The organism is Acinetobacter sp. 8I-beige, from assembly GCF_902505955.1.
Taxonomy (GTDB): domain Bacteria; phylum Pseudomonadota; class Gammaproteobacteria; order Pseudomonadales; family Moraxellaceae; genus Acinetobacter; species Acinetobacter johnsonii.
This window is the reverse complement of the sequence record NZ_LR732792.1, coordinates 362,049-387,897: the sequence shown is the minus strand read 5'-3', so window position 1 is coordinate 387,897 and position 25,849 is coordinate 362,049. Positions and strand designations below refer to the sequence as shown.

General features: G+C 41.2%; 23 protein-coding genes, 2 tRNA genes and 1 pseudogene. 9 read left to right on the top strand and 17 right to left on the bottom strand.

Annotated features, from left to right (window positions below; genetic code table 11):
• Nucleotides 1-3: 3 nt before the first annotated feature.
• Both GVX98_RS12180 and folD read right to left on the bottom strand, forming a co-directional pair.
• Nucleotides 4-690, bottom strand: a complete 687-nt coding sequence (locus tag GVX98_RS12180) for a methyltransferase (protein ID WP_004980983.1) — start codon at nucleotides 688-690, stop codon at nucleotides 4-6.
• A 263-nt stretch (nucleotides 691-953) separates the two neighbouring features.
• Nucleotides 954-1,802, bottom strand: a complete 849-nt coding sequence (folD, locus tag GVX98_RS12175; protein ID WP_010326278.1) for a bifunctional methylenetetrahydrofolate dehydrogenase/methenyltetrahydrofolate cyclohydrolase FolD — start codon at nucleotides 1,800-1,802, stop codon at nucleotides 954-956.
• 152 nt (nucleotides 1,803-1,954) lie between these two features.
• On the opposite strand from folD, the gene GVX98_RS12170 reads away from it, so the two are divergent.
• A tRNA-Cys gene (locus tag GVX98_RS12170) sits at nucleotides 1,955-2,028 on the top strand.
• Between the two features lie 10 nt (nucleotides 2,029-2,038).
• A tRNA-Leu gene (locus GVX98_RS12165) sits at nucleotides 2,039-2,124 on the top strand.
• Between the two features lie 137 nt (nucleotides 2,125-2,261).
• On the opposite strand, the gene GVX98_RS12160 is transcribed toward GVX98_RS12165, so the two are convergent.
• The 6 genes from GVX98_RS12160 to GVX98_RS12135 all read right to left on the bottom strand — a co-directional run bounded on the left by GVX98_RS12160 (nucleotide 2,262) and on the right by GVX98_RS12135 (nucleotide 6,081).
• Nucleotides 2,262-3,167 (bottom strand): YafY family protein, encoded by a 906-nt coding sequence (locus tag GVX98_RS12160; RefSeq protein WP_159128218.1) that lies wholly within the window; start codon nucleotides 3,165-3,167, stop codon nucleotides 2,262-2,264.
• Between the two features lie 146 nt (nucleotides 3,168-3,313).
• Nucleotides 3,314-3,514, bottom strand: coding sequence for a hypothetical protein (locus GVX98_RS12155; RefSeq protein ID WP_004980994.1), 201 nt, complete (start codon nucleotides 3,512-3,514; stop codon nucleotides 3,314-3,316).
• A gap of 232 nt (nucleotides 3,515-3,746) precedes the next feature.
• On the bottom strand, nucleotides 3,747-4,739 hold the full coding sequence (locus tag GVX98_RS12150; RefSeq protein WP_159128217.1) for an NAD(P)H-quinone oxidoreductase: 993 nt from the start codon (nucleotides 4,737-4,739) through the stop codon (nucleotides 3,747-3,749).
• Between the two features lie 219 nt (nucleotides 4,740-4,958).
• The gene (locus GVX98_RS12145; RefSeq protein WP_159128216.1) at nucleotides 4,959-5,219 is read right to left on the bottom strand and encodes a DUF2798 domain-containing protein; all 261 of its coding nucleotides are present in this window, start codon (nucleotides 5,217-5,219) and stop codon (nucleotides 4,959-4,961) included.
• Between the two features lie 22 nt (nucleotides 5,220-5,241).
• Nucleotides 5,242-5,550 (bottom strand): DUF3861 domain-containing protein, encoded by a 309-nt coding sequence (locus GVX98_RS12140; RefSeq protein WP_005399862.1) that lies wholly within the window; start codon nucleotides 5,548-5,550, stop codon nucleotides 5,242-5,244.
• A gap of 9 nt (nucleotides 5,551-5,559) precedes the next feature.
• On the bottom strand, nucleotides 5,560-6,081 hold the full coding sequence (locus GVX98_RS12135) for a PadR family transcriptional regulator (protein ID WP_159128215.1): 522 nt from the start codon (nucleotides 6,079-6,081) through the stop codon (nucleotides 5,560-5,562).
• A gap of 241 nt (nucleotides 6,082-6,322) precedes the next feature.
• On the opposite strand from GVX98_RS12135, the gene GVX98_RS12130 reads away from it, so the two are divergent.
• Entirely contained in the window at nucleotides 6,323-7,486 is a 1,164-nt protein-coding gene (locus GVX98_RS12130; RefSeq protein WP_159128214.1) for a sterol desaturase family protein, read from the top strand.
• A gap of 119 nt (nucleotides 7,487-7,605) precedes the next feature.
• On the opposite strand, the pseudogene GVX98_RS12125 reads toward GVX98_RS12130, so the two are convergent.
• The 5 genes and pseudogenes from GVX98_RS12125 to lysS form a co-directional block, all read right to left on the bottom strand.
• Nucleotides 7,606-7,878 (bottom strand): annotated as a pseudogene (locus tag GVX98_RS12125) (hypothetical protein).
• 142 nt (nucleotides 7,879-8,020) lie between these two features.
• Nucleotides 8,021-9,637 carry a sulfate adenylyltransferase subunit CysN gene (gene cysN / locus GVX98_RS12120; protein WP_159128213.1) on the bottom strand — a complete coding sequence of 539 codons (1,617 nt, stop codon included), beginning with the start codon at nucleotides 9,635-9,637 and terminating at the stop codon, nucleotides 8,021-8,023.
• A gap of 140 nt (nucleotides 9,638-9,777) precedes the next feature.
• Nucleotides 9,778-10,692 carry a sulfate adenylyltransferase subunit CysD gene (cysD, locus tag GVX98_RS12115; protein WP_004694369.1) on the bottom strand — a complete coding sequence of 305 codons (915 nt, stop codon included), beginning with the start codon at nucleotides 10,690-10,692 and terminating at the stop codon, nucleotides 9,778-9,780.
• Between the two features lie 474 nt (nucleotides 10,693-11,166).
• Nucleotides 11,167-12,612, bottom strand: coding sequence for a capsule assembly Wzi family protein (locus GVX98_RS12110; protein ID WP_159128212.1), 1,446 nt, complete (start codon nucleotides 12,610-12,612; stop codon nucleotides 11,167-11,169).
• Between the two features lie 139 nt (nucleotides 12,613-12,751).
• A complete protein-coding gene (gene lysS, locus GVX98_RS12105) occupies nucleotides 12,752-14,278 on the bottom strand; it encodes a lysine--tRNA ligase (protein WP_062034107.1) in 1,527 nt (508 codons plus the stop codon).
• Between the two features lie 277 nt (nucleotides 14,279-14,555).
• Here lysS and GVX98_RS12100 point away from each other — a divergent pair, with 277 nt between their 5' ends.
• A complete protein-coding gene (locus GVX98_RS12100; RefSeq protein WP_010326266.1) occupies nucleotides 14,556-15,062 on the top strand; it encodes a YqiA/YcfP family alpha/beta fold hydrolase in 507 nt (168 codons plus the stop codon).
• A gap of 36 nt (nucleotides 15,063-15,098) precedes the next feature.
• Here GVX98_RS12100 and GVX98_RS12095 read toward each other — a convergent pair whose 3' ends face one another.
• Nucleotides 15,099-15,641: an adenine phosphoribosyltransferase gene (locus GVX98_RS12095; RefSeq protein WP_058869209.1), complete on the bottom strand. Its 543-nt coding sequence runs from the start codon at nucleotides 15,639-15,641 to the stop codon at nucleotides 15,099-15,101.
• Between the two features lie 515 nt (nucleotides 15,642-16,156).
• Between GVX98_RS12095 and rubA the strand changes: the two genes are divergently transcribed.
• The 4 genes from rubA (at nucleotide 16,157) to oxyR (ending at nucleotide 19,480) form a co-directional block, all read left to right on the top strand.
• Nucleotides 16,157-16,321 carry a rubredoxin RubA gene (gene rubA, locus GVX98_RS12090; protein ID WP_004694381.1) on the top strand — a complete coding sequence of 55 codons (165 nt, stop codon included), beginning with the start codon at nucleotides 16,157-16,159 and terminating at the stop codon, nucleotides 16,319-16,321.
• A 68-nt stretch (nucleotides 16,322-16,389) separates the two neighbouring features.
• Nucleotides 16,390-17,568, top strand: coding sequence for an NAD(P)/FAD-dependent oxidoreductase (locus tag GVX98_RS12085; protein WP_159128211.1), 1,179 nt, complete (start codon nucleotides 16,390-16,392; stop codon nucleotides 17,566-17,568).
• Nucleotides 17,569-17,625: 57 nt separating this feature from the next.
• On the top strand, nucleotides 17,626-18,564 hold the full coding sequence (locus GVX98_RS12080; RefSeq protein ID WP_159128210.1) for an alpha/beta fold hydrolase: 939 nt from the start codon (nucleotides 17,626-17,628) through the stop codon (nucleotides 18,562-18,564).
• A gap of 13 nt (nucleotides 18,565-18,577) precedes the next feature.
• Nucleotides 18,578-19,480: a LysR family transcriptional regulator OxyR gene (oxyR, locus tag GVX98_RS12075; protein ID WP_058869206.1), complete on the top strand. Its 903-nt coding sequence runs from the start codon at nucleotides 18,578-18,580 to the stop codon at nucleotides 19,478-19,480.
• Nucleotides 19,481-19,566: 86 nt separating this feature from the next.
• On the opposite strand, the gene ppk1 is transcribed toward oxyR, so the two are convergent.
• Complete coding sequence (gene ppk1, locus GVX98_RS12070) at nucleotides 19,567-21,651, bottom strand: polyphosphate kinase 1 (protein ID WP_159128209.1); 2,085 nt, start codon at nucleotides 21,649-21,651, stop codon at nucleotides 19,567-19,569.
• A gap of 109 nt (nucleotides 21,652-21,760) precedes the next feature.
• On the bottom strand, nucleotides 21,761-22,435 hold the full coding sequence (gene mtgA / locus GVX98_RS12065) for a monofunctional biosynthetic peptidoglycan transglycosylase (RefSeq protein WP_159128208.1): 675 nt from the start codon (nucleotides 22,433-22,435) through the stop codon (nucleotides 21,761-21,763).
• A 77-nt stretch (nucleotides 22,436-22,512) separates the two neighbouring features.
• Between mtgA and GVX98_RS12060 the strand changes: the two genes are divergently transcribed.
• A complete protein-coding gene (locus tag GVX98_RS12060; RefSeq protein ID WP_159128207.1) occupies nucleotides 22,513-23,328 on the top strand; it encodes a rhomboid family intramembrane serine protease in 816 nt (271 codons plus the stop codon).
• A gap of 30 nt (nucleotides 23,329-23,358) precedes the next feature.
• On the opposite strand, the gene GVX98_RS12055 is transcribed toward GVX98_RS12060, so the two are convergent.
• The gene (locus GVX98_RS12055; RefSeq protein ID WP_159128206.1) at nucleotides 23,359-25,848 is read right to left on the bottom strand and encodes an ABC transporter permease; all 2,490 of its coding nucleotides are present in this window, start codon (nucleotides 25,846-25,848) and stop codon (nucleotides 23,359-23,361) included.
• Nucleotide 25,849 lies beyond the last annotated feature (1 nt).

The window sequence follows — 25,849 nt, the reverse complement described above, 5'->3', positions numbered from 1 at the left end:
GGCTTAGTGCCCTTTTTTAGTCTCTAAAGTTCGATAAAAACTCACATTACGAAACTCTGGTGACTCATCTAGATCTGGCCAAGTTGTGGCACTACGCTCATCGAGCTTCATGTACTTCGGATGGCTAAAATTTTTAACACGACTATCCGCCACCCAAACTTCAGGTGCAAACTTTAAAAATTCATCTAAAAAGAAACGATTGCATTGATCATATAAAACATCGGCAGCCAATAAAACATCAACCAATTCTGATTGATATAAATCATCTAAATACTCTAGCTCTACGCTATTCAGCTCTGCATTGGCACGGCAAGCATCTAAACTAACTGCATCAATATCGCAACAAATCACACGTTTTGCGCCCGCCATTTTGGCTGCAATCGCCACCACACCTGAACCTGCGCCAAAATCCAACACTACCTTATCTTTGACATGATGAGGCTCCGCCAGTAACCACTGCGCCATGGCTAGGCCTGAAGCCCAACAAAAGATCCAATATGGCGTTTCATTCCAAATACGGCGAATGATTTCATCATCCAGTTTATTGGTTGGAAATACAGGAGGAATGAGCCACAAGGAAATAGATGTTTCAGGAAGCTGTTGCGCAAGCAATTCACAGTTTGGAATCACTTCATGCAAGGCTTGAAGTAAATGATCTGGGGCTTTGGGGAATTGGAAAGTACAGCTCATAAGTTATTGAGTATTTTTATGCTTTTACTGCGGGTTCTTGCAGCTAAGATTTAGATTGAGGAATTAGCCTTCGGCTAGACCTACTTTTGTTTTGGCAAAAGTAGGTAAAACCATGGTCATTTGCTGAACTCGACTGAAATCATCATTTATTTACTGCTTCGCAGAAACATTTTTATCGAATTTAGTCCGGCCTCGAACAGCAGCAAATGACGATGTCACGACTCCAAAACCAACATAAAACTGATTTTAGAGTTTTATAAAAATTAACCTAAAGCTTTCTCAGCCGCTTCAACCGTTTGACGAATTAGTGTCGTAATCGTCATTGGGCCAACACCACCTGGAACAGGTGTGTACGCAGAAGCTACTTCTTCAATACCGACCAATTGAATGTCGCCTACACCACCACCATCACGTGGATGGAAACCAGCATCAACAACCACTGCACCTTGTTTGATCCAATCTTTTTGAATCAATTCTGCCTTACCAACCGCACCCACGATAATATCGGCTTGCTTTACAAAGTCAGCTAAGTTTTGAGTACGTGAGTGACAGATCGTTACAGTTGCATTGGCTTGAAGTAACATCGCAGCCATTGGCTTACCTAAAATTGCAGAACGTCCTACAACGACAGCATGCTTTCCAGCAATTTCGATATTGTTTTCTTGCAAAATAGTCATAATACCTGCGGGTGTCGCAGAACCATATGCTGCCTCACCCATAGCCATACGACCAAAACCAAGACAAGTTACGCCATCCACATCTTTTGCAAGAGAGATTGCATCAAAACATGCACGCTCATCAATTTGTTCAGGCACTGGATGCTGAAGCAAAATACCGTGAACATCAGGATTGGCATTCAGTTTTTCAATTTCTGCCAACAATTGTTCAGTGGTGGTTTCTTTTGGAAGTTCAACTTTAAGTGAGTCCATACCAACACGACGGCAGGCATTTCCTTTCATACGTACATAAGTTGCAGATGCACCATCGTCACCCACCAAAATAGTCGCAAGAATTGGGGTACGACCTGATTTTGCTTTGAGCGCTTCAACGCGAGTTAACAAGTCAGCTTCAATTTGTTTTGCCAATGCACGACCATCTAAAACTAATGCCACGGCACATCTCCAAGTGTTGATATGAATCAATTTTGCACATAATACATGATAATTTTAAATATTTTTCGCTATATGCTGTTTTTATGCGCATACGAATGAAAGCACTATTGTTTTTTTTTCAGAGCTTGCTAATATACGCATCAACAAGACGCGGCGGGGTGGCAGAGTGGTCATGCAGCGGACTGCAACTCCGTGGACGCCGGTTCGATTCCGACCTCCGCCTCCATCTTGTTAAAGCCCGAGTGGTGAAATCGGTAGACACAGGGGATTTAAAATCCCCCGCCCACAAAGCGTGCCAGTTCGAGTCTGGCCTCGGGCACCATTCTTATACTTCTAAGCATGGTGCATATAAAGAACCCAGCGTTAAGCTGGTTTTTTTATGCCTATAGAAAAATCACAATACAATGCAAAAAAAAGAGAGCATATTGACTCTCTTAAAAATAATATCTCATTCGTGTATCACGATAAGGGTGGTAATAAATAATGTTGCAGATCTTGTTCTAATTTTTCTTGAAAATGAGCTGGCTCAATAATTTTAATGTATGGAATCCAATAACGCACCAAAGGTAAAAGTTGCATTTCATGGCAAATTTGACAATCAATTAACAAACCACCTGATGCATCTTCTAGTACGATTTGTTGCTCTGGCAATAACAGACGTTGCTTAAAATATAAGGCAACTTCAGGCCGCACCGATATTTTCACCGTTTGCTTATGCTTTGCAAACCAAATCCCCTCACTGAGCTCTAATTGGGTCAAAACTTCTAAATGGTGTTTGAAAAGCTCCGACTCATGTACAATCACTTGCTCTATTTTACTTAAACGATAAGCACGTAATTCATCACCTACAGCTGCAGCCAAATACCAACTGCCCTGATGATGAATTAATCGATACGGGTCAACATGTCGCAAACGATCATTATAAATAAAACTGATTTTTTGACGCTTGTGAATAGCGCCCGCAAAAACCTGAAAATGTTCAGCAAATTGCTGTGCATTTTCATAATAATAACCTTTGGCAGAGAACACTTGATTCGCTCGCTCATCAAGCAGGCCACGTAGAAAAGACATATCTAGAGATGGATAGAGCTCACTGATCCCAGAAAGCTGCGCAAAGTTCTGAATGTCTTGTAGCTTAAAGCGCCCAAGATAAACAGGATCTAAAAAGTACTTCTTGGTATATTCATCTTGAAGTAAAGGCAAATACGTATTGAGACGGTCAAAATCTCGCTCTATTGTCCGAGTACTCACCTGAAATTCATGTGCTAGTTCTGCAACCCCCAATTGATACCCAGTATTTAATTTAGTCAAAATATTTGCTAAACGCTCCGCAAGGCGTTCATGTGTTGAAGCTTTACGCTTCATATTGCCCTCGCTGCACAATCAATGTTGTGTCTTTATTTATAGTTAAATGCCTAAGCATTATATTCAATATAAATCACTGAATAATATTAAGTAAAAGACAAACGGTCAGCTTTCAAGCTATCTCATTTTTTATCAAAAAAAAGCGTTCAATGTTTGTTAGATTTCTTCTTCTTTACAGCGGTTTGCTGATGCGCTAATCGCTCTATATAGCGCTCAAAATGAATTAAGGCTTTATACAACTTGTGTAACTCATCAGGTAAAACACTATTATAGATAACCGCCTTATGCAAGCGCTTGAGCGCACGGAAACCATGCGCATGTGTATATGATGTCGATAAAATTTTCATGACAACCCTCTTTTCTGTTTTATTTTTCATTTAAAACCACGTAAATTTGTCAGGTTTAAATTTAGTTGCAAATTTACACCACGGTTTTGACAGGTTGTGTCGAACAGTTATCATTTTTTAATCTTTGTGAAATTAATTTCTGTTTTCAGTACATTATTTTTATTTTTTGGAAAATTTTAGACAAAAGAAAAGCTGACACTAGGTCAGCTCTACTTTTTATACTGTAGAAATATTACAGAATTTTTACCACAACTTTACCCACATGCTCACCCGTGTCCATGCACGCATGCGCTGCTTGAATCTGATCGAACTCAAAAGTTTGATAAATCATTGGCAAGCACTGGCCTTTGGCCCATAGTGGTGCTACATGATCTTGTAAACCTTGTGCAATCTCAGCCTTCTCAGCCGTATTTCGTGCACGCATGGTCGAACCCGTGATGGTTAAGCGCTTCATCATAATTTGCCCCAACTTAACATCTTTGGCTTTTGCCCCTCCTAAAAAGGCAATATAAACCAAACGTCCATCGCGGCGGAGCAAGTTCAAATTCTTTTCTAAATACGGTGCACCCACCATATCTAAAATCACATCAACACCAGCATTATCCGTTTTCTCATTGATCACGTGTTCAAAGTCTTGGGTTTTATAATTGATGGCATCTGTCAAATTCGCAATGGCTTGTACTTTTTCATCGCTGCCGACGGTTGCAAAGGTTTTAATATCCAATGCTTTACATAGCATGAGTGCCGTGGTCCCAATACCACTGGTTCCACCATGTACCAACACTACTTCCCCTGCTTTGGCTTTACCCATTTGGAACACATTGGCCCAGACCGTGAAAAAAGTTTCAGGAATAGCCGCCGCTTCCACAAAGCTTACATTTTCTGGAATATGTAAAGTTTGACTTTGTGGAACCACGCAATACTCTGCATAACCACCACCATTGGTCAAACCACAAACTTTATCGCCTAATTTAAACTGGGTAACTTCAGCTCCAACTGCAACGACCTCACCTGCAACCTCAAGCCCCGGCACTTGTGTTACCCCAGGCGGCATTGGATATAAACCTTGACGCTGTAAAATATCTGGACGGTTAATACCAAACGCATGGACCTTAACCAGGACCTCATCTGCTTTTGCTTCAGGGATCGTCACTGTTTCATATGCCAGCTTATCCACACCACCCGGCTCTGTAATAATGACCTGTTGCATCGTTGTTTGTGACATGATTTATTCCTAACTCTTGCGATATTTTTCAAGTTTCATAGACCTATTTGATCATAGAAATAAATTGAAATGAAGAACACCGTACTTATGTATAGTGTGAAGCCTATTTTGCTACGTGATAGCGCTGATCATTGATAAAAAAAGCAAGCTGCGACTGCTCTCGACATCCCTCTCAAGCATTACTTAGAACGATTCGGGCCAAATGAAAAACACAGCTATTCAGTTGCGTGGCTGATCAGGCAAAGATACAAACTGCATTAGAAATTTACGAACCAAAGGCAAAAACACCATAATCAGAGGAAATGCAATCAACCAAGATAAGCCCCAGCTTTTGAGCCAAAGATGGAAAAAATTATGCACTAAGCCTTTATTTAGAAGCAAGTTAAAACCAGAAATAGAACCACTCATCAAGCCTGAAAGCAATAAAGGCATTAACCAATTTAAATGTTTGATATGATTTTTGGGGAGCGTGTTGAACATAATCGACCTGAGTAAATAAAAATTAGCTTTGACTTTGCGTTTTAACGGTTTGTTTTAAAGCTTTCATAAACTGGCCAAAATGTGGCATAAAATCTTTAAAGAGTGGAAGGTTTTTATGCTCTAGCATCACCTCACTAAAGAGCTTTAAACCAACAGTAAATGATTTCGCTGCTTCATCATCCAGCATTTGACTGTTTTGAATCACCTGTAACACGTTAAAAATATCGTCGTGGTTATAGCTGTTAAAACTCAAAGTATCGGCATAGGTCGACGGGTTGCCTTGAGCATCTGCAATGTGTTTGAGTGTGACTTCATAAGTATGTTGTTTCATTCTGTTTTCCTAGAGACGTGCAATATTCACCGCTGCTTGATCGATTTTTTCTGCAATAACACGAATTTGTTCAGCGCTCAGCTCACTGTGTTGGATCTTGAGCTTTAAGGAAGCTTTGAGGTTTTCCATCGCACGTTTAATGTCAAGATATTGTTCATTATTTTGAATTTTTTTACGCGTATCGAAACGAGATAAAATCTTTTCCACACTTGCTTGCTCAACCTCAAGATGCTTCAAACCCAAGGCCGTTATACGGTATTGCTTACGTTCAGCATCATCTAACGCGACCTGAACAAACTGCTGCTCTTCCAAATAATTCAAGGTTGGATAGATCGTTCCTGCACTTGGGCAATAGCCCCCTCCCACAATTTCACTCATTTCTTTAATAAGGTCATAGCCATATTTAGGTGCGAATGAAATGAGATGTAAGGCTAAAAGTTTCATCTGACCCGCTTCAAATAGGCGCTGTTTACGTAACACTGCTGCTATTTCCAAATGAGTAAAGGATTCAACTTTTTGTGCTTTAGACATAAACAAGATACATCTTTAAATTATTAAGATATATCTTAGTTAATTTTTTAAGGATTGCAACCTCAAATCCTGAAATAGAACATCAAAATTTAAGATCAAATGGGTAAACGTGAAGGATTACTTGATATTTTTAGATAAGATTGCTGAACAGTTGCAATACCGCTAAAATTTAACCTCTGTTTTCACGTTCCCCCCTCAAGTGAACTCTGACAAAACTCCTAAAATTCAGAATTAAATTAAAATGACAGATCAACTTAGAAAAAAATTTGAAAACCTACAACTCAATGCTGGGCAAGGCAAGATCAGTGCATTTCTTTCTGTTTCCTTAGGCTTTTTGGGTATTTTTGCTGCTTTATGTTTTTTATTTCCCACTGTGCTCACCACACCAGAGCTACGCCCGCTATATAGCAAACACTATGATGTTTTCTACTATACCTTACTGTTTGGCATTGTAATCAGTGCTGGCTTTGGTACCTATAGTGCGATCATTAAACAGAATAAATATGGTTTTTATGGTTTGTGTATCACCATTTTAGCGGCTATTTTAGGCTGTGGACTGATCAAAGCACCGACATTGCCTGCTCTACCCTTTTATGCAGGTTTTGATTATTTCGTTATTACCTTAATCATCCTTGCTTTGGTTTTCATACCACTTGAAGGATTCTTTGCAAAGAACACTGAACAGAAAATTCTGCGCGTTGGCTGGGTCACAGACATGAAATATTTCATGTTTAGCCATATTGGCATCCAGCTTTTTTCATTTTTAACGGTCATGCCTATTCAGTATTGGATCACGCACATTCCCAATAACCCGATTGTGCCTTATGTGCAGGCGCAGCCAATTTGGTTGCAGTTTATTGAGTTATTGATTGTGGTGGACTTCACCACCTATTGGTTACACCGTGCGATGCATGAAGTGAACTTTTTATGGCGCTTTCATGCCATTCACCATTCAACGGAACAAATGGACTGGCTAGCCTCTTCACGCTTACACATCGTTGAAGTGTTAATGACCCGTTTTATCGCAACTTTACCAATTTTCTTGTTAGGTTTTCATACCTCTGCGGTCTTTGCATATTTGGTCTTTATTTCTTTCCATGCCATTTTTATTCACTCCAACGTGCGTTTTCGCTTTCCCTATCTGCGCTGGCTGATCGCAACACCTGAGTTTCACCACTGGCATCATTCTTCCGAAAAGCCTGCGATTGATAAAAATTATGCAGCCTTTATTCCACTTTATGACGTGATTTTTAAATCAATTTATATGCCTAATCATTTGGCCAGTGTATATGGCACAGTCGGCTATAAAATTCCAAACAGTTTTGTGAAGCAGTTTACTTGGCCATTTAAACGCTATGTGAATAAGCTGAAAAAGCGCTTAAACAAAGATAATGAGACTTCCTAACAAAACCAATCGATTAACAATCTCAATAATTGAAGCTTGTCTAATCCCTCACAAAAATAGAAAACTTGTATCTCCGCAGGTTTTCTTTCATTTTCCAAGCCTTGTAAATCAAACTTAAATTACGCTCGCCTTTTAAATTCTTTGACCATACGATCACTCACGTCTTCTGGATAACATAGTGGCGCAGCGCCACCGACTCGATTGTAAGCACTACGTTTATCACACCAATTTCCATTTCTTGCAGTATTGTAAGGACAAGAACAATTTCCTGAATATGCTTATATCGATTGTTGAATAATTTCCTTCTTAATCGCTTCATCACTTTGCGTAGCCTGTTTAGCATCAGCAGCAAAAGTTAAAGTTAAACCGATAAATAATAATATTTTTTTCATAATACCTATCTACAAAAGAGGCATTCAATCGCACTGAATTTTTATTGAAATATCACATTATTGATTTAAATAATATTTATCCATCTAATATAGAAATAAAAAACCCACCTTACGGTGGGTTCCTTCAAATCAGCTCAATCTCTTATAGACGAACCAATTCAACAATTTTATCAGCTAGCTCTTCAACCGCATCTTGAGTGAATGCGACATCTGTACCGTCGACAAGGTCAGTCACCACAACCACACCTGTTTCACGTACTAGTGCAACCTGATCAGCAGTTAGACCTGCTTTCGCAATCGCAACCACACCTTGTTGAATTAACAAGTTTTCAAGTACTTGTGCATTTTCAAGTGCTTTCGTAGATACAGTCACCGCAGCAGGTTTTTGACCTAAACGTGCAGCACGGTCTTCCGCTGTGACAGGGTTGCTATGCGCAGACCATTCCACAGACTCTTCCACCATACCTGCACCAATCGTCACGTTGTTTAAACGGTCAATGAAGATAAACGAACCTGTATAACGGCTGTCTTGGTAGCGATCAAATACCACAGGCGCATCAAACTCAACCGTGACATTAGCAATCGCGTTCAGCTCAAGACTATCGACTTGTACTTTTTCCAATGTATTCACATTGGTACGGTAGTTAATTGTAGTGACTTTTGCAGGAACCGTTTGCGTGCCCACTTTTAAGTTATACAACTTACCAATCACCAGCGGTTGATCTGCCATCCAAACCACAGTGGCATTGACCGAACGTGAAATTTCTGGCGCAGCTTGATCCGCACGCACAAGCACGTTACCACGCGAAATATCAATTTCGTCATTCAGCGTCAACGTTACGGCTTGACCTGCAACGGCACGCTCTAAGTTCCCATCATAAGTAACGATTTCTTTAACCGTCGATGACTTACCTGATGGTAAAGCCACGATTTTGTCACCTACCGATACATCACCCAGCGCAACCGTACCGCAGAAACCACGGAAGTCGAGGTTTGGACGGTTCACATATTGCACAGGGAAACGGAAATCGTTGGTCACTGAACTGCGGTTAATTTCCACAGACTCAAGCGTACCCATCAACGTTTCGCCTTTATACCATGGCGTATTTGGTGATTTATTGACAACGTTATCACCATTCAATGCTGAAATAGGCGTAAAGATAATGTTGTTTGGCTTACGGTCACCCAATTGCGCCACAAAACCTGCATACTCCGTCTGAATTTCATTGAAGCGCACTTCAGAAAATTCAACCAAGTCCATTTTGTTAATCGCAACAATAATGTTCTTAATGCCCAGTAAGCTTGCAATATAAGTATGACGACGCGTCTGAGTTTGTACACCATAACGCGCATCAATCAAGATAATCGCAAGGTCACAAGTCGACGCACCCGTTGCCATGTTACGCGTGTATTGCTCATGTCCCGGTGTGTCAGCAATGATGAACTTACGTTTTTCAGTTGAGAAATAACGATAAGCCACATCAATGGTAATACCCTGCTCACGTTCAGCTTGTAGACCATCGACAAGGAGTGCTAAGTCAGGTGCATCGCCTGTCGTACCGACTTTTTTAGAGTCACGAGTTACTGCTTGCAATTGATCTTCATAAATCAATTTTGAATCGTAAAGCAAACGACCAATTAAAGTTGACTTACCATCATCGACGTTCCCGCAAGTCAGAAAACGTAATAGGTCTTTATTTTCATGTTGTTTTAGATAGCCCAAGATATCTTGGCTAATCAGTTCTGATTGATGAGACATTGCTCAAAACTCCACATATTCTTTAGAAATCGGTTTTAATCTCTTTAATCCCTCTAAATCTCCCTTTGATAAAGGAGGACTTTCCTCCATTTATTTCGGGAGTTCCCCCCTCTTTTTTAAAGAGGGGCTAGAGGGAGATTTTAGAAATAACCTTCTTGCTTTTTCTTCTCCATCGAGCCCGCTTCATCATGGTCAATCATACGACCTTGACGTTCAGAGCTGGTTGCAAGCAACATTTCTTGGATAATTTCAGGTAAGGTATTTGCCGTTGACTCTACTGCACCCGTAAGTGGGTAACAACCAAGTGTACGGAAGCGTACCGATTTCATTTGTGGAACTTCGCCTTCTTTTAAAGGCATACGTTCATCATCAACCATAATCAGGGTGCCACTACGCTCAACCACAGGACGTTCTGCAGCTAAGTAAAGTGGAACCAATGGAATGCTTTCCAAGTAGATATATTGCCAAATATCAAGCTCAGTCCAGTTTGATAGTGGGAACACACGAATACTTTCACCTTTGTTCACTTTACCGTTGTAAAGATTCCAAAGTTCAGGACGTTGGTTTTTTGGGTCCCAACGGTGTTTCGAGTCACGGAATGAATAGACACGTTCTTTCGCACGTGATTTTTCTTCATCACGACGTGCACCACCAAATGCCGCATCAAAACCGTATTTATCAAGTGCCTGTTTTAAGCCTTGAGTTTTCATGATGTCGGTATATTTTGAGCTACCATGGTCAAATGGGTTAATGCCCGCATCTTTCCCTTCTTTGTTTTGATGTACGATCAAATCAAAGCCATGGGTTTTTGCCATGTTGTCGCGGAAAGCAATCATGTCTTTAAATTTCCAGCCCGTATCTACATGTAGAAGCGGAAATGGAAGCTTGGCAGGATAGAACGCTTTGAGCGCCAGATGCAGCATCACTGCTGAATCCTTACCAATAGAATAAAGCATCACTGGGTTTTCAAACTCAGCAGCTACTTCGCGAATAATATGAATACTCTCAGCTTCAAGCTGTTTAAGATGAGTAAGTCTTTCCTCATTTAATGACATTGACAGCACCAACTCACAAAAATCGTGTACTTATTACACTTTTAAAAATATATATATTCATTATAAAGATTTAGTTATACACACTATTGCTTGTTTTATTATATTTATATGCAAAAACCTCATATAAAACAAAATTGATAAGCCCTATAAGTTTTATTCAACAATTATATATCCCCCAAATAAACTCAAATATTACATCAACTTCATTCAAAGCACTAAGCCTGTTCACCCTTCCACGCTTCGACTCTTCATCCATGTTTCTGCTTGGCAATACATCTACAAATACCTATAATCGGTTTCATTTAAGTTCTATGTATATGACTTATCAAACTCACAACCTAGAAGACTAAAAATAACACTCAATACAAAACAGCTTGTTGATTTTATATATCAACATGATACCAAAGAAAGTTAAGCTAATTGCACAAGCCATAAAAAACCCGCAATAAATGCGGGTTCTATCACTCTCAAATATTAATAATGAAAAACGCGTTTATCTAAAGGTATTTCTATACCAATCGATGCACCAGCATCATTACCATGTAAATCAGAATCACTGAACCAACCATTAATTTTGATTGGTACAAATGATCTTAAGTAATGTGACCAAGTTAAATCGATAGCTTTAATATCATCTGTTTCAGGAAAGGCTGCATTGGTAATACGGCCAGATTGATTAACCTTTGCAAATAATAATCGACCATTTAAACGATTCATTGGATCAAATCGAATATCTCCACCTACAGAAATCATCTCACCATCACCACCCATAGCATGCCCCAATGGGAAACCATGTTGGTAATAACCATCGGTATAAGTTGAATGATTATATGAAACCCCTAACGCGTCACGGTTGGTACGAGTATCAGCCCATTCTGTATAAAGTTGATATGGCATGTTTTTAAAAGATGACGAATAATCTACGCCAGCAAGATACATTTTTTTAGAAGGTAATCCACCAGCCTCATCCTCACCTACATATTGTCCATACAGACTCATAGGTATATTCAACAACTGCTGAAAATTCAATCGAGCATCAAAACCAGCAACTTGGTTAGATGGATCTGGTTCCCCAGTTCCACCATTGTCTTTATTTCCGACAAAAGCATCCCATAATGAACTTAAACTTTCAGGACGACCTTCTCCGCCCCATTGAAAAGCACGGGAAGCGCCTAATTCTAAATAAGGTAAAGGTTGTGCTGTAAGACGTAAACCCACTAATTTAGCATCAGGCACAGCAGAATAATCATCTAATTGACCTGCAAATGCTTGATATTGCCACGGGCCAATCCATGACAACCATTTTGTTTCAAAAGCTGATTGATCTGCACGCTGAGCGGTAAAGCCATAGACTGGGCGACTCGCATCACCTCGTAAAAGGCTCCCATCATGACCTGGTCCCCAATATGTCGGTATCTGGCCAGCAATTAACCATTGATTCCACAATTTTCCAGCTATGTAAGATCCTTCAACATTAACGTCTTGATCGTTGTCAATTTGTGGGTCTTTTTCTCCATTCACTCTAAGGCGAACATCCCAATTTTCACCACCGGCATTAAATTCCAAACCTGCTTGGTACTGTGCCTTTTCTTGATCACCAAAAGCTTGCGGAATTTGTTTTTGATCACTCTCAGCAAATAAACGTGCTTTAAACATCGTGTTCTCACGATCGAGATGAACTCGCACTGACTCAATAACTTTTTGCTGAGCAGGAGTCGCAACTTTAGCCTGAGACAATACTCTTTGAATTTCATCACCACTCATTGGCCATGTAGATGTGCTAATTTGAATCACACCCTGCTGATTTAACCAGTTTAGATCTGTTCTTAAATTTTGATCATTTAAAACGAGACCTTGAGCAAAGATACTCGTTGTTGCACCCATTAGCACAGCGATTGCAAGTGTTTTTTTTAGAAACATTCCGTTTTATTCTCAGGACTTAAAGCTAAGTGTTACCTTATTTTTTTTATCTCTTTTTTACAAGCTTTTCTATTTAGTAATGTTGTAAAGATCAAAAAAAACCCGCAATGAATGCAGGCTTTTTATGTTCAGATCAAACTTAGTTTTTATGACGCATGTGTGGGAACAGAATCACATCACGAATACTTGCTGCATTAGCGAATAACATGACTAAACGGTCAATACCGATACCCTCACCCGCTGTCGGTGGTAAACCATACTCAAGTGCTTCAACAAAGTCTGCATCGTAGTGCATTGCCTCATCATCACCTGCGTCTTTTTCTGAAACCTGTGCTTGGAAACGCTCAGCTTGGTCAATCGGGTCATTCAACTCGGAGAAACCATTCGCAAGTTCACGACCACCAATAAAGAACTCAAAACGGTCCGTAATATGTGGGTTATGATCATTACGGCGTGCCAATGGCGATGTTTCAGCTGGATATTCTGTAATAAAAGTCGGTTGACGTAGCTGAGTTTCAACAGTTTCTTCAAATACGATGGTTTGAAGTTTGCCCAGACCAAAACCTGGTTTTACCTGCTCTTTCAGCTCTTCTTGCACAAATTTTGCCAAGAATTCACGATCATTGACATTTTCAGGCGTGAACTGTGGGTTGTGTGCAAGAATGGCATCAAACATCGAAATTTTCTTGAATGGACCTTTGAAGCTATACACTTCTTCACCATAAGGCACATCAGTTGAACCCAAGATGTCCAGCGCTAAGCGTTCAAGCATATTTTCGGTAAGTTCCATCAAGTCTTTATAGTCTGCATAAGCTTGATAGAATTCAATCATAGTGAATTCTGGGTTATGACGCGTCGAAACACCTTCGTTACGGAAGTTACGGTTAATTTCAAACACACGCTCAAAACCACCAACCACCAAACGCTTTAAGTAAAGCTCAGGTGCGATACGTAAGAAAAGTGGCATATCCAAAGCATTATGATGTGTTTCAAATGGACGCGCTGATGCTCCACCTGGAATCACATGCATCATCGGTGTTTCTACTTCCATGAAGCGCTGTTCAGTTAAGAATGCACGAATGCCTGAAACCACTTTGGCACGAATTTCAAAAGTCTTACGTGTTTCTTCGTTCACAATTAGGTCAAGATAACGCTTACGATATTTAACTTCAGTATCGTTTAGACCATGAAATTTATCTGGAAGTGGACGAAGCGACTTGGTTAAAAGCTCAAAGTGTTCGATATGTACATAAAGGTCACCCTTACCTGAACGACCAATATAACCTTTCACCGCGATAATATCGCCAAGATCTAAACTCTTAATGGTTTCTAAAGTTTCTGGTGCTAACTCTTTACGCGCCACATATAACTGGATACGACCCGTCATATCTTGGATCACGATGAATGAACCACGGTTCAACATCACACGACCCGCTACAGACACATAAACATGCTCTGCTGCTTCAATTTCTTCTTTGCTTTTGTCTGCAAATTGATCTTGTAAGTCTTGCGCATAATGTTCACGTTTAAAGGTGTTTGGCCATGGGCTAGTGCCCGTTTGTTTGGCTTGATCTTCAATCTGCTTTAACTTGGCATGACGCTGTGCAATTAAATCGTTTTCGGAAATGGCTTGTTCAGAAGTCGATTGAGCGTTTTGTTGCGTCATCTCTGCCTCGTATATGTATTAAAAAACGGAAGTTGCATAGCATAGCAGAATTCCAGACGAATGAGCATCATCAAAAACCACGCGGTATATAAAAAAGTATACATCCTGTTTATTTCAGAGCTAAGACACCCACCGTATAAAAGGTCTGTCTATTTCTTAGACCAAAAGCTAACTTCATTTCACGGTTAATCCCTCTACAATGGACATTATAAATCGTGGAAAAGTAAACTTTTCTCCACTCATAAAATAATTTAGTTTTTTAATTGAATGATAAATCATGAGCAGATGCGAATCTAAAATTTTGTTTTTGCATGGATTAGACTCCTCTCGCGAGTCCACTAAGTTCCATGCCATTGATGCAAAGCAGAAATTTTGTATCGATATCGATTATCGCTATCTCAATTTTTCTACCGTAGCCAGTTTCTACGACGATATTATTGAAAAAATAAAACCTGAGATTATTGTTGGGCATTGTATTGGTGCGTATTGGGCATTGAAAATGTCACTGCTACATCAAATTCCATGTGTGATTGCCAACCCACGCTTAGCGCCTGACTTTCGCGATGATTACCCAAGCATTAATGATACTGACTTAGACCACAATGTACCGCAAGTGGCCTACTTGGAGCTGGGAGATGAATTAATTGATATGTATGCAGCACAGGAAATTTTAGAAAATTATATGTTAATTCAAGCGGTTGAAGGTGGACATCACCGACTACTTAAACCTGAAAATATTAATCAACTGATTGAACATCTAGAACAACAATATTTATATAAATAAAAAAAGCCTTGGATGTCCCAAGGCTTTTTAATGTGCTTATGCAGCAACAGATTCTGGTTTCGATTTGTCATCTAACACTGACCAAATCTTTAAACCTAAGTCAGCATGCAAATCAGGCAAATCAAGAAAAATACTGGCACCGAGCACTTCATGATTACATTTTGCCACTAACTGTTTAACGGCTTTTAATGTCCCGCCTGTCGCTAAAACGTCATCTACAATAATCACTTTTTGCGATGGGGTATTGGCTGCCATTTCTAAGCGGTCTAAACCATATTCCAAACTATAACCCACGCCCACCACTGGTGGTGGCAGCTTGCCCGCTTTACGCACCAACAATAAACCTTTACCTAAACGTTGTGCCAATAAGCTCGCAAGCACAAAACCACGCGCTTCTACAGCAACAAAACTGTCTACTTCCGCCAACTGCTCAGCAGGAATACTTGCAATTAACGCGTCGGTTAAAGGCTCAATATTGCTCATAAACAATGGTGTTAAATCGAAGAAGCAAATCCCAGGTTTTGGAAAATCTTGGACCGTACGAATGTGCGACCACAACGTTGTAGACAAGTTGTTCATAGGAGATCAATAAAATTTGAAAAAGAATAGATGAATTTTACAGCTTTATCTGTTAAAAAAACAGTCAAGCACTGGCTATTCAGCCGACCGAACAACCAAAATATTTATGTAAGTTATTGTTTTCAATTAAATCATTTATTTAATAAATATTAGGTATAGATGTACTCAATGTTAAAATAGCAATTTAACTCTACATTTGCATCACGACCATAGTCTATATTTTTAAGGATTTTAAAAGACCAGCTGATTGAAAAAACACAGCTTTTTGACTTGCAATCATCTATATCTTTCACACTTTTGCCAAATACGATCTGGTTTTAAATGATACGTTTTGTCCTGATCATCGCTTTTAGCAGATAGATTCAATCATTAAACTCCGATATTTACTTTACATTCGTATTAGAACTGCGTAAAAATTTAGATTAGCGAAGTATGCTAACAACTCAGATGAATAGCAGCTTGCGTAATGGATTATTTTGCTGAACCCTTTCTTGTTCAGCGTTTTGGAGAGTCAAATGAAGAAGTATCAATGCATCGTTTGTGGATGGATTTATGACGAAGCAGAAGGTTGGCCACAAGATGGCATCGTGGCGGGAACAAAATGGGACGATATCCCTGACGATTGGACTTGCCCAGATTGTGGCGTGTCAAAAATCGATTTTGAAATGGTTGAAATCTAATTCATAGTGTTAAAGACCATGCAGCATGGTCTTTTTTTACGTCTTTAAAATAATCTCTGGAGAACCTTATGCATCCCATCGTCATCATTGGCTCAGGTATGGCAGGCTATGCTGTAGCACGTGAATTTCGCAAGCTGAACCCTGAACAAGAGCTGCTTATGCTATGTGCAGATGATGCGACTAATTATGCCAAACCAACGTTGTCCAATGCCTTTGTTGCCAACAAAGCGCCTGAACAGATTGCTTTGGGTGATGCAGAGAAAATGGCAACACAACTGAAAATGCAAATTGCCACGCATACTTGGGTGAAAGAGATTCATGCTGAACAACAGCAGTTAACTCTTGTTAAAGATGGCGCTGAATCTACACAGCCCTACTCTCAATTGGTTTTAGCGGTAGGTGCAAACCCAATTCGCTTAGCCATTGCTGGTGATGGAAGCAATGATATTCAAGTTGTCAACAATCTAGACGACTATAAAGCCTTCCGTGCAGAACTTGAAAAACGTGCAGACAAGCGTGTAGTCATTTTAGGTGCAGGTCTCATCGGCTGCGAATTTGCCAATGATTTACAACATACAGGCCATCAAGCTACCGTCATCGACTTGGCAAACCAGCCTTTGGGCCGTTTATTGCCAGCGCATGTCTCAAGTGCCTTTAAAGAAAACCTTGAAGCAACGGGTATTCATTTTGTCCTTGGCACTACAGTTGAAAAAGTGTCTAAAATTGAAAATGGTGACTATGTTGTGACCTTGGCCAATGGTCAGTCTTTGGTTGCAGATGTAGTCTTATCTGCGATTGGCTTACAACCGAGCATCTCCCTGGCAAAAGAAGCAGATATTCAAACCAGTCGTGGCATTTTGACCAATGCACAACTTGAGACCAATCAGCCGCATATCTACGCTGTCGGAGATTGTGCTGAAGTGAACGGACTCTTGCTACCTTATGTGATGCCAATCATGCAACAAGCACGCGCTTTAGCCAAAACCTTAAATGGTGAGACCACTGCGGTGCATTACCCTGCTATGCCTGTAGCCGTTAAAACACCCGCTGCGCCGCTCACTGTTTTGCCTGCGCCAATCGATGCAGAGGTGAACTGGGAAACTGAGGAATTAGACGATGGCATGATTGCCAAAGCCCTAGACAGTCAAGGTACACTTCGCGGCTTCGTACTGCTCGGTGCAACCGCAGCGAAACAACGCTTAGCATTAACAAAACTGGTTCCAGACTTGATTCCAGCACAGATTTAGAGTTTAAATAAAAGGACATTTATAACAATAGATGTCCTTTATGTGAGGATTACAATAATGAATAGCGCACTCCAATATAATCTTTCACCCTATACCTCTTTCATGCGCGAAACCAAAGTCGACTTAGGCAATGGTATTGAACTCCATGTCGAAATCGGTGGCGAAGACCATCATCCGACCATTGTTTTGATCATGGGCTTAGGAGCACAGCTCTTATTTTGGCCTGATTTCTTCTGTAAATCTCTGATTGATCAAGGTTTTCGTATCATTCGCTTTGATAACCGAGATATTGGTTTATCTTCAAAAATTAAACATCAAGGTCCACGCTTAAACACCCTCAAACTGATGGGTCGTTTTGCTTTAGGTTTAGATAACCGTGGTGCACCTTATGACTTATATGACATGGCTGACGATGTGGCACTGCTTTTAGACCGTTTAGGTTTAGATGAAAGTTATGTGATTGGTGCATCCATGGGGGGTATGATTGGGCAAATTCTAGCAGCACGTCATCCACAGAAGGTCAAAAAGCTCGGCCTAATGTTCACCAGTAACAACCAACCTTTACTGCCGCCGCCTTTTCCAAAGCAACTCTTTAGTCTAATTGGGCGACCTGAATCGACCGATGAAGAAGGAATTGTAAGCCACTCTTTGAAAGTGTTTAAGATCATTGGCTCGCCTGATTATCACAATCCAATCGAGTCAATTCAGACTTCTCGCAAATTATATCGCCGAAGTTATTACCCTGCGGGTGTACTTCAACAGTTTTTAGCAATATTATGTACAGGTTCTTTATTGCAACTGGACAAACAGATTCAACAACCGACCCTTGTGGTACACGGTTCGCGAGACCGTTTACTCCCGCCTAGTCACGGAAAGGCCGTTGCAAAGGCAATTATGGACGCTAAATTTGAATTAATTGATGGAATGGGGCATGATATCCCACCGCACTTCATTCCAAATCTTAGCGAATTATTTGCACAACACTTTAAATCATAATCATTAGGACACTATGGCTGCATTACCATCCTTAAGACAGCTGTCATATCTCGTTACACTGTCAGAAACGCTGCATTTTACTGAAGCTGCACGCCGTTCATTTGTAACCCAATCGACTTTGTCGGGCGGGATTATGGAGCTTGAACGCCTACTCGGTGGCGTACTTGTAGAGCGTGATCGCCAAAATGTGCGCTTAACTCCTCTAGGCGAGCAAGTCGTTGCTCGTGCTCGTGTTCTACTGGCAGATGCTCAAGACCTGATGCGTTTAAGCCGAGAAATGAGCGAGCCTTTAACTGGTGATTTACATCTAGGTGTTATTCCAACCATTGCACCATTTATTCTGGCGCAATTGTTAGATGAAGTGCATAAGCAACTCCCTAAAATTCAATTGCATTTACACGAAGCGCAAAGTGAGAAAATTGTAGAAAAACTCGAACATGGCAATTTAGACATGGTCGTTTTGGCTCTACCTTTTGATACACGTGGCTTAAAAGTTGCTGAAGTCGCAAAAGAAAGTTTGTTTTTGGTCTGCAATAAATCAGATATCGCAAGCCAAGCCAAATCGCTGGATGACTTAGACCTTTCACGCTTAATGTTGCTTGAAGAAGGCCACTGCTTACGTGACCACACTTTAAGTGCCTGCCCAATTGGTGAACGTAAGAATGACCATCGTTTAAAAGCGAGTTCTTTACCAACCCTTGTGGAAATGGTATCGGCTGATCTTGGTTTTACCTTATTACCTGAAATCGCAATTCATACCAATATGATTAAAGCGAATCCAGATTTGATGGTCAAACAAATTGAAGCTGCTCCAAGCCGTATCTTAGCTTTGGTGACACGTAAAAGCACCCCGCTACAAAGCGAATTTGATGTGCTATTACAAATCCTGCAAAAAATTACTCAAAATCTGCACTAAGCTTATTTTAGTGCATAAAAAAGGAGTCAAACATGACTCCTTTTTTTGTGCCTGAATCTTTTTTAGACCCAAGCATCCCTCTAAAGTTATTTAATCACATCTAGCAAATAACGCTGCGCATTATGCTCGGTTTCGCCTTCAGCTGGCGTCGCACGAAGCCAAGTTCCATCACCTTGTAGTAACCAAGCTTGTTGATTATCCTGCAAATAGGTCAACAACCCTTGCTGATAAATACGTTTTTTCAAAGCTGGATCTTCAATTGGGAAACATGCCTCAACACGATTAAATAGATTTCGATCCATCCAGTCGGCGCTCGAACCATAAATACGCGAATCGCCATTATTACTAAAATAGAAAACACGCGTATGTTCTAAGAAGCGCCCCACGATCGAACGTACACGAATGTTTTCCGAAAGCCCTGGCAAGCCCGGGCGTAGACAACAAATTGAACGAATAATGAGATCAATTTGTACACCTGCTTGTGATGCCTCATACAGCTTATTGATTAGTTGCACTTCGGTTAGTGCATTCACTTTCACAATAATCTGCGCTTTCTTACCTGCTTTCGCATTGGCAATTTCATCATCAATAAAGTTGATCAGTTGAGCATGGAGCGTAAATGGCGCATGAAGTAGCTTTTTCAGCTTCGCCATTTTCCCCATACCTGTCAATTCTTGGAAAATACGGTGTACATCTTCACACAACTCTTTATCGGTCGTAAGCAAACCATAGTCGGTATAAATACGTGCATTACCCGCATGGTAGTTACCCGTTCCCAAGTGCACATAACGAACGAGTTTATTATTTTCACGGCGTACCACAAGAATCATTTTGGCATGAGTTTTATAGCCCACAATGCCGTAAACAACCACAGCACCCGCTTCTTGTAGCACATTTGCCACTTCGATATTTGACTCTTCATCAAAACGCGCACGCAGCTCAATCACCGCGGTAACTTCTTTACCATTACGCGCCGCTTCTGCTAGGACTTGTACAATTTCAGAGTCTGCACCACTGCGATAGAGGGTTTGCTTAATCGCCAACACTTGTGGGTCACGTGCAGCTTCACGCAACAAGTTAATCACAGGTGCGAAAGACTCAAACGGATGATGTAGTAAAATATCCTGCTTCTGCATTGCAGAGAACATGCTTTCCGACTTTTTCAACACTTTAGGAATAACAGGAATATGTGCGTCATACCGTAGATGTGGACGTTTAAAATTGGACAATAAACGCGCCAAGTTCACAGGTCCTTCGACTTTATACAACTGCTCCTGATGCAGATCAAATTCATCTAGCAAGTAGTTATAAATATGTTCTGGACAGTTTTGTGTAACTTCCAAACGTACTGCTCGTCCAAAACGACGTGAACTTAACTCACCTTTCAGTGCTTTGGCTAAGTCTTCAACATCTTCGTTGAGCGCCAAATCAGCATTCCGTGTGACACGGAACTGATAACAGCCTGTTGCTGTCATCCCTGGGAACAAGTCAGAAACATGCTCATGGATGATAGCTGAAAGCATCACATGATGCTCTTTTCCACCTGTGAGTTCATCCGGTAGACGAACCACACGTGGCAATGAACGTGGTGCAGGAACAACGGCCAAATCAATCTGACGACCAAATGCGTCTTTTCCTTCCAAAGTCACAATAAAGTTGAGACTTTTATTCACTAACCGCGGAAATGGATGCGCAGGGTCAAGGCTAATCGGTGTTAAGACAGGTGCGACCTGTTCTTGAAAATATTTCTTTACCCATGAAGACTGTGCAGGCGTCAGTTCCCCACGGCGTAAGAAGCAAATGTCTTCCTCACGCAATTTCGGTAGAATTTCATCATTGAGAATACGATACTGACGTTCAATTGCAGCATGTGCAGTTTGCGAAATTTGGTCGAGTACTTGGCGTGGGGTTAAGCCATCGGGGCTACGGCATTCATTGCCCAGATCCAACTGCTCCATGACACCCGCAACACGGATTTCAAAAAACTCATCCAAGTTACGTGAAAAAATCAGTAAGAAATTCATCCGTTCTAACAGCGGATGTAAAGGATCTACGGCTTGTTCCAATACACGTAAATGGAAATCTAATATCGATAACTCACGGTTAATATAGCGATCGTTATACGCGTATTCAGGTTGTAGTATCGGAGATGTGCTTGCTGCCGTATTCATAGCTAACCTTTGATTATTTGAATGCGTTTTATCATGATAAGTATGCTTCAATTTTGTGACAATTTCATAAAAAAAGCCCATAAATTTGGGCTTTTTCACATCAATCAAATTAAGGGATATCGCTATAGCGCATATACTTTCGAATCATGCGCTCACGGTTTTGCAACTTACGGTCATTTTGATGGTCTTGGTAGTATTTCGGATTGGGTAAAATAGCCGCTAAAAAGACCGCCTGCTCTCGGCTTAAGCTACGTGAACTTTTACCAAAGTAGTGTTGGGTCGCAGCTTCGACGCCATAGATATTATCGCCAAACTCCACCGAGTTCAGATATACCTCTAAGATGCGTTCTTTGCTCCACATCCGTTCCATCATCCAAGTTGCAACAGCTTCTTGACCTTTACGAATGAATGAACGCTTGTTATATAAAAACAAGTTTTTGGCCAATTGCTGAGAAATTGTTGAACCGCCCGCAACCACTTTGCCCGTGTCATTATTACGTTCAAGCGCCGCTTGAATGCCATCCCAGTCAAAACCATGATGTTGCATAAATTTACCATCTTCAGCCGCAACAATGGCTTTTTTCATGTACTCACTGATCTCGTCATAATCACGCCATTCGTGTTGAATGGGTTTAGATGGCTCAGACCAATAATCAATCCGCATAAACATGGTGGTTTCCACTGGCTTGTAACGCCACCACGCTAGGCTTGCAAAAATCCACAACTGTACCAAAAGCACTAAGCTGACAACGACTAACAAACTACGAACAATAAAAGCTTTCATGCCAGTGGCTTACTCCAAAAATCATTTTTATTCATGCTAAGCTTGGGCAAATATAGCAAAATTTTAGCAAGAATAGCATGACCGAGCTTACACCTCCGCAAATCAAAACAAAATTTGACGTACATTTATGGTGGATTACCGCCGTCATTATTGCCGTGAATGTTGGGTTGTTTTTTTGGCAAGTCCTGCATGGCATGGATGTCAGCAATCCAAGTACGGCTGATGCCATACGCTGGGGAGCAGACTATGCACCGCTCACCTTCTTGGCTGAACCGATGCGTTTATTGAGCAGTATGTTCTTTCATTTTGGCTTGGTTCACCTGATGTTGAACATGTGGGCGTTGTATATTTTTGGCAGTGTGCTGGAGCAAATGTTTGGACGTGTCTATTTTCTTGCACTATATGTTCTTGCGGGTCTCATGGGTAGCTTGCTCAGTGGTTATATTGCCATTCAAGACAGTTATGAACTGATTCGTGTTGGGTTAGCAAACCCTGAACTCTTACCGCGTGTCGGTGCAGGGGCTTCAGGTGCCGTCATGGGGCTGGGCGCAGCGCTGACGGTTCTATCGCTACTGCCGATGCTCCCACAGCAACGTTTTATTTTAGATAAAAAGACTTTGCTCATTGTGATGGGCATCAACTTAGCCATGGGCTTTATGATTTCAGGGATTAACAATGCCGCACATATTGGCGGCATGTTGATGGGTGCTGTTTTGGCGGCACTTTGGTATCTCTCCCAAAAAATGCAGCAGCGTTGGATTATGCCGCTGAGCCTTGTTTTGGCGGCCTGCGGTTCTTATTGGTTTTACTTACACTGCCAAAACCTTGTGGTCTATATTCAACCCTTATGGTCAGAAGTGTTAATGATGATGCGTCAACAGCTCAATTTCTAAAATTCAACGCTTAACGTATTAAGAGATCAATCACGATTGATTGATCTCTCTCAAACTTTGTAAAGGTGGAATATCACTGAGATAACTTAAGCGATAACGACCAATCAGCGCGCAGAGTAGGGTCATGAACAGTGTTAAAATGAGCCAGATTTCCCAGTGTGGCTGAATGGCTAAGCCCATGCGATAACATGCTACCGCACTTATCGCTTCAGCAAATAAGCAAGAAACCACACCTGCCATAAAACCAATAAAGCCAATTTCTAGACTGAGCATGGTTCTGAGTTTTTGCTTGGAACCGCCAAATGAACGTAACAACGCCACCTCACGCTTTCGCTCATCCATGAGTAAGTTCAGGCAAGCAATTAAAACCAGAATACCTGAAATACTCACTAAAACTGCAAGGATCGTGACAATCTGTACCAGCACCGTCACGATGCGCTTAATTTCATCTAAAATTAAACTGACATCAATAAAGACGGTATTGGAAAATTGCTGAATAATGCTGACCAATTTCGCTTTGTCAGAATCGGGTACATAGAAACTACCCAAATAACTGCCCGCATTTTCATCCATAGTGTGGGGCGCAAAAATAAAGAAGAAGTTTGGGCTAAAACTTTCCCATTCTACAGTTCGTAAGTTTGCCACTTTGGCGTGAATAACGCCCTCTGGTAAGCTAAAGGTCAGTTGATCCCCTACTTTTATCCCAAGCTCTGTTGCAGTATTGGCTTCTACCGAAACTTGTCCTTTTTCTGTCAGGTTTGATGCGCCAGAGATAATCACATTATCTTTAGGATAACTGTCTGCTTGTGTCAGATTTAACTCGCGGCGTAAGGAATTATTTTGCTTCACCAAATCCGCAGCAAAAGGTTGTCCATTTTTGGCAATCAGTCTACCTCGAATATTGGGATAGAGCGGCGTACTGTTCCAGTGGTTCTGCTCAATTTGTGCTTTTAACTCAGGCATGTCAAAGGGCGGTAAGCCATATACAAACTGATTGGGTGTTCCCGCAGGAATTTGCTGCTGCCAACGTTCTAGCAAATCAGTGCGTAGCACGGCTAAGACCGTAATTAAACTGAGCCCCAAAGCCAAAGCGGTAATCTGAAATGCAGTTTGATAAGGTGTGCGAACATAGGCAGAAACCGCATTTTTCAAGCTACGGATAAACTTCAAACTCAGCCAGACCACACTGTATAGCACTGTACACAGAATAATAATCGCACCAATGACCATGGCTGTCAGTACCATGTTTTCAGTCAGAACGATACTAAACAGCACCAGACTTGCCGTTCCTGCGAGCAGCATCCAAAACATAGACGAAACCGATTTTTCTTGACTGCGAATGACACGGATCGGTGGAGTATTCAAAAGTTCCCAAAAACTCGGTAAGACAAAACCTAGAAGCACTACGGCACTGGTCAACATGGCAATCGGAATTGGCCCGAGCAACATATCCCACGCTGAAAACGCAATACTTAAGTGTGGGATCAGTTGTAACATCAGCTGTAACAGGCCATAGCCCAGCCCCACACCCACTGCACTCCCGACCAGCATAGCAAGCAAGAACACCACACCCAACAAGCTGAGGTAAGCCCAGAGAATTTGTGACTTCGCAGCCCCCATACAACGTAATAGGGCAATGTGATCTTGGTTTTGTTGCACAAAGCGCTGACTGGTCAAAGCAATCGCAATTCCACACAGCAAAATCGTTAAGATATTCGCCAACTGCAAAAAAGTGTCTAAGTTTGCAATTGGTTTCATTAAGCGAGTATTGCCCTCACTGGCATTGCGTAAGCGTAAGCTGTTTTGTGGCTCTTCAGCATTGACACTTTGAGCTGCGGCATCTACGTCCATAGGTGCTGCATTTTGCTTCTTAAAATTTGCTTCAAACTGCTGGGTATTTTGTGCTGTACCTGCCATCAGTAGACGATAGTCAATACGACTACCGACTTGTATGGCATTGGTCTTGGCAATATCCGCTTCAGAAATAATCACCGTCGGCGAGAACCCAGAAAAGCCTAACTCTTGATTGGAGTCATGCTCAATCAAGCCTGTCACCTTGAAAGTACCGTCTGCAATATTCAGCTGATCGCCCAGTTTAACCCGTAGCAAATCCATAGCACGTTGACTCAACCACACTTCACCCGAAGCAATATGCTTCGCCGCAGGCTGAATACGTAACTCTCCGCGCAGAGGGAAGGCTTGATCGATGGCTTTAACATTGACCATAACAAACTGATCATCGGTATATGCCATCGAACTAAAGACCGTCACTTCGGATTGTTTTAAATCAAGAGCTGTCGCTTGTGCTTTCCATTTCGGGTCGAGTTTTTGACTGTCCGTTAAAACCAAGTCCCCTGCTAGCATCTCAGCGGCTTGCAGAGCTACAGCATTTTGAATTTGCTCATTACTAAACTTCAGCGCGGTCGTTGCACTGATCGCGAGAATCAACGCAATAATCAATAAATACACACCGCTACTTTTAAAACTTTGCTTCAGTAAGGGCTGAAATAGAGAATTCATT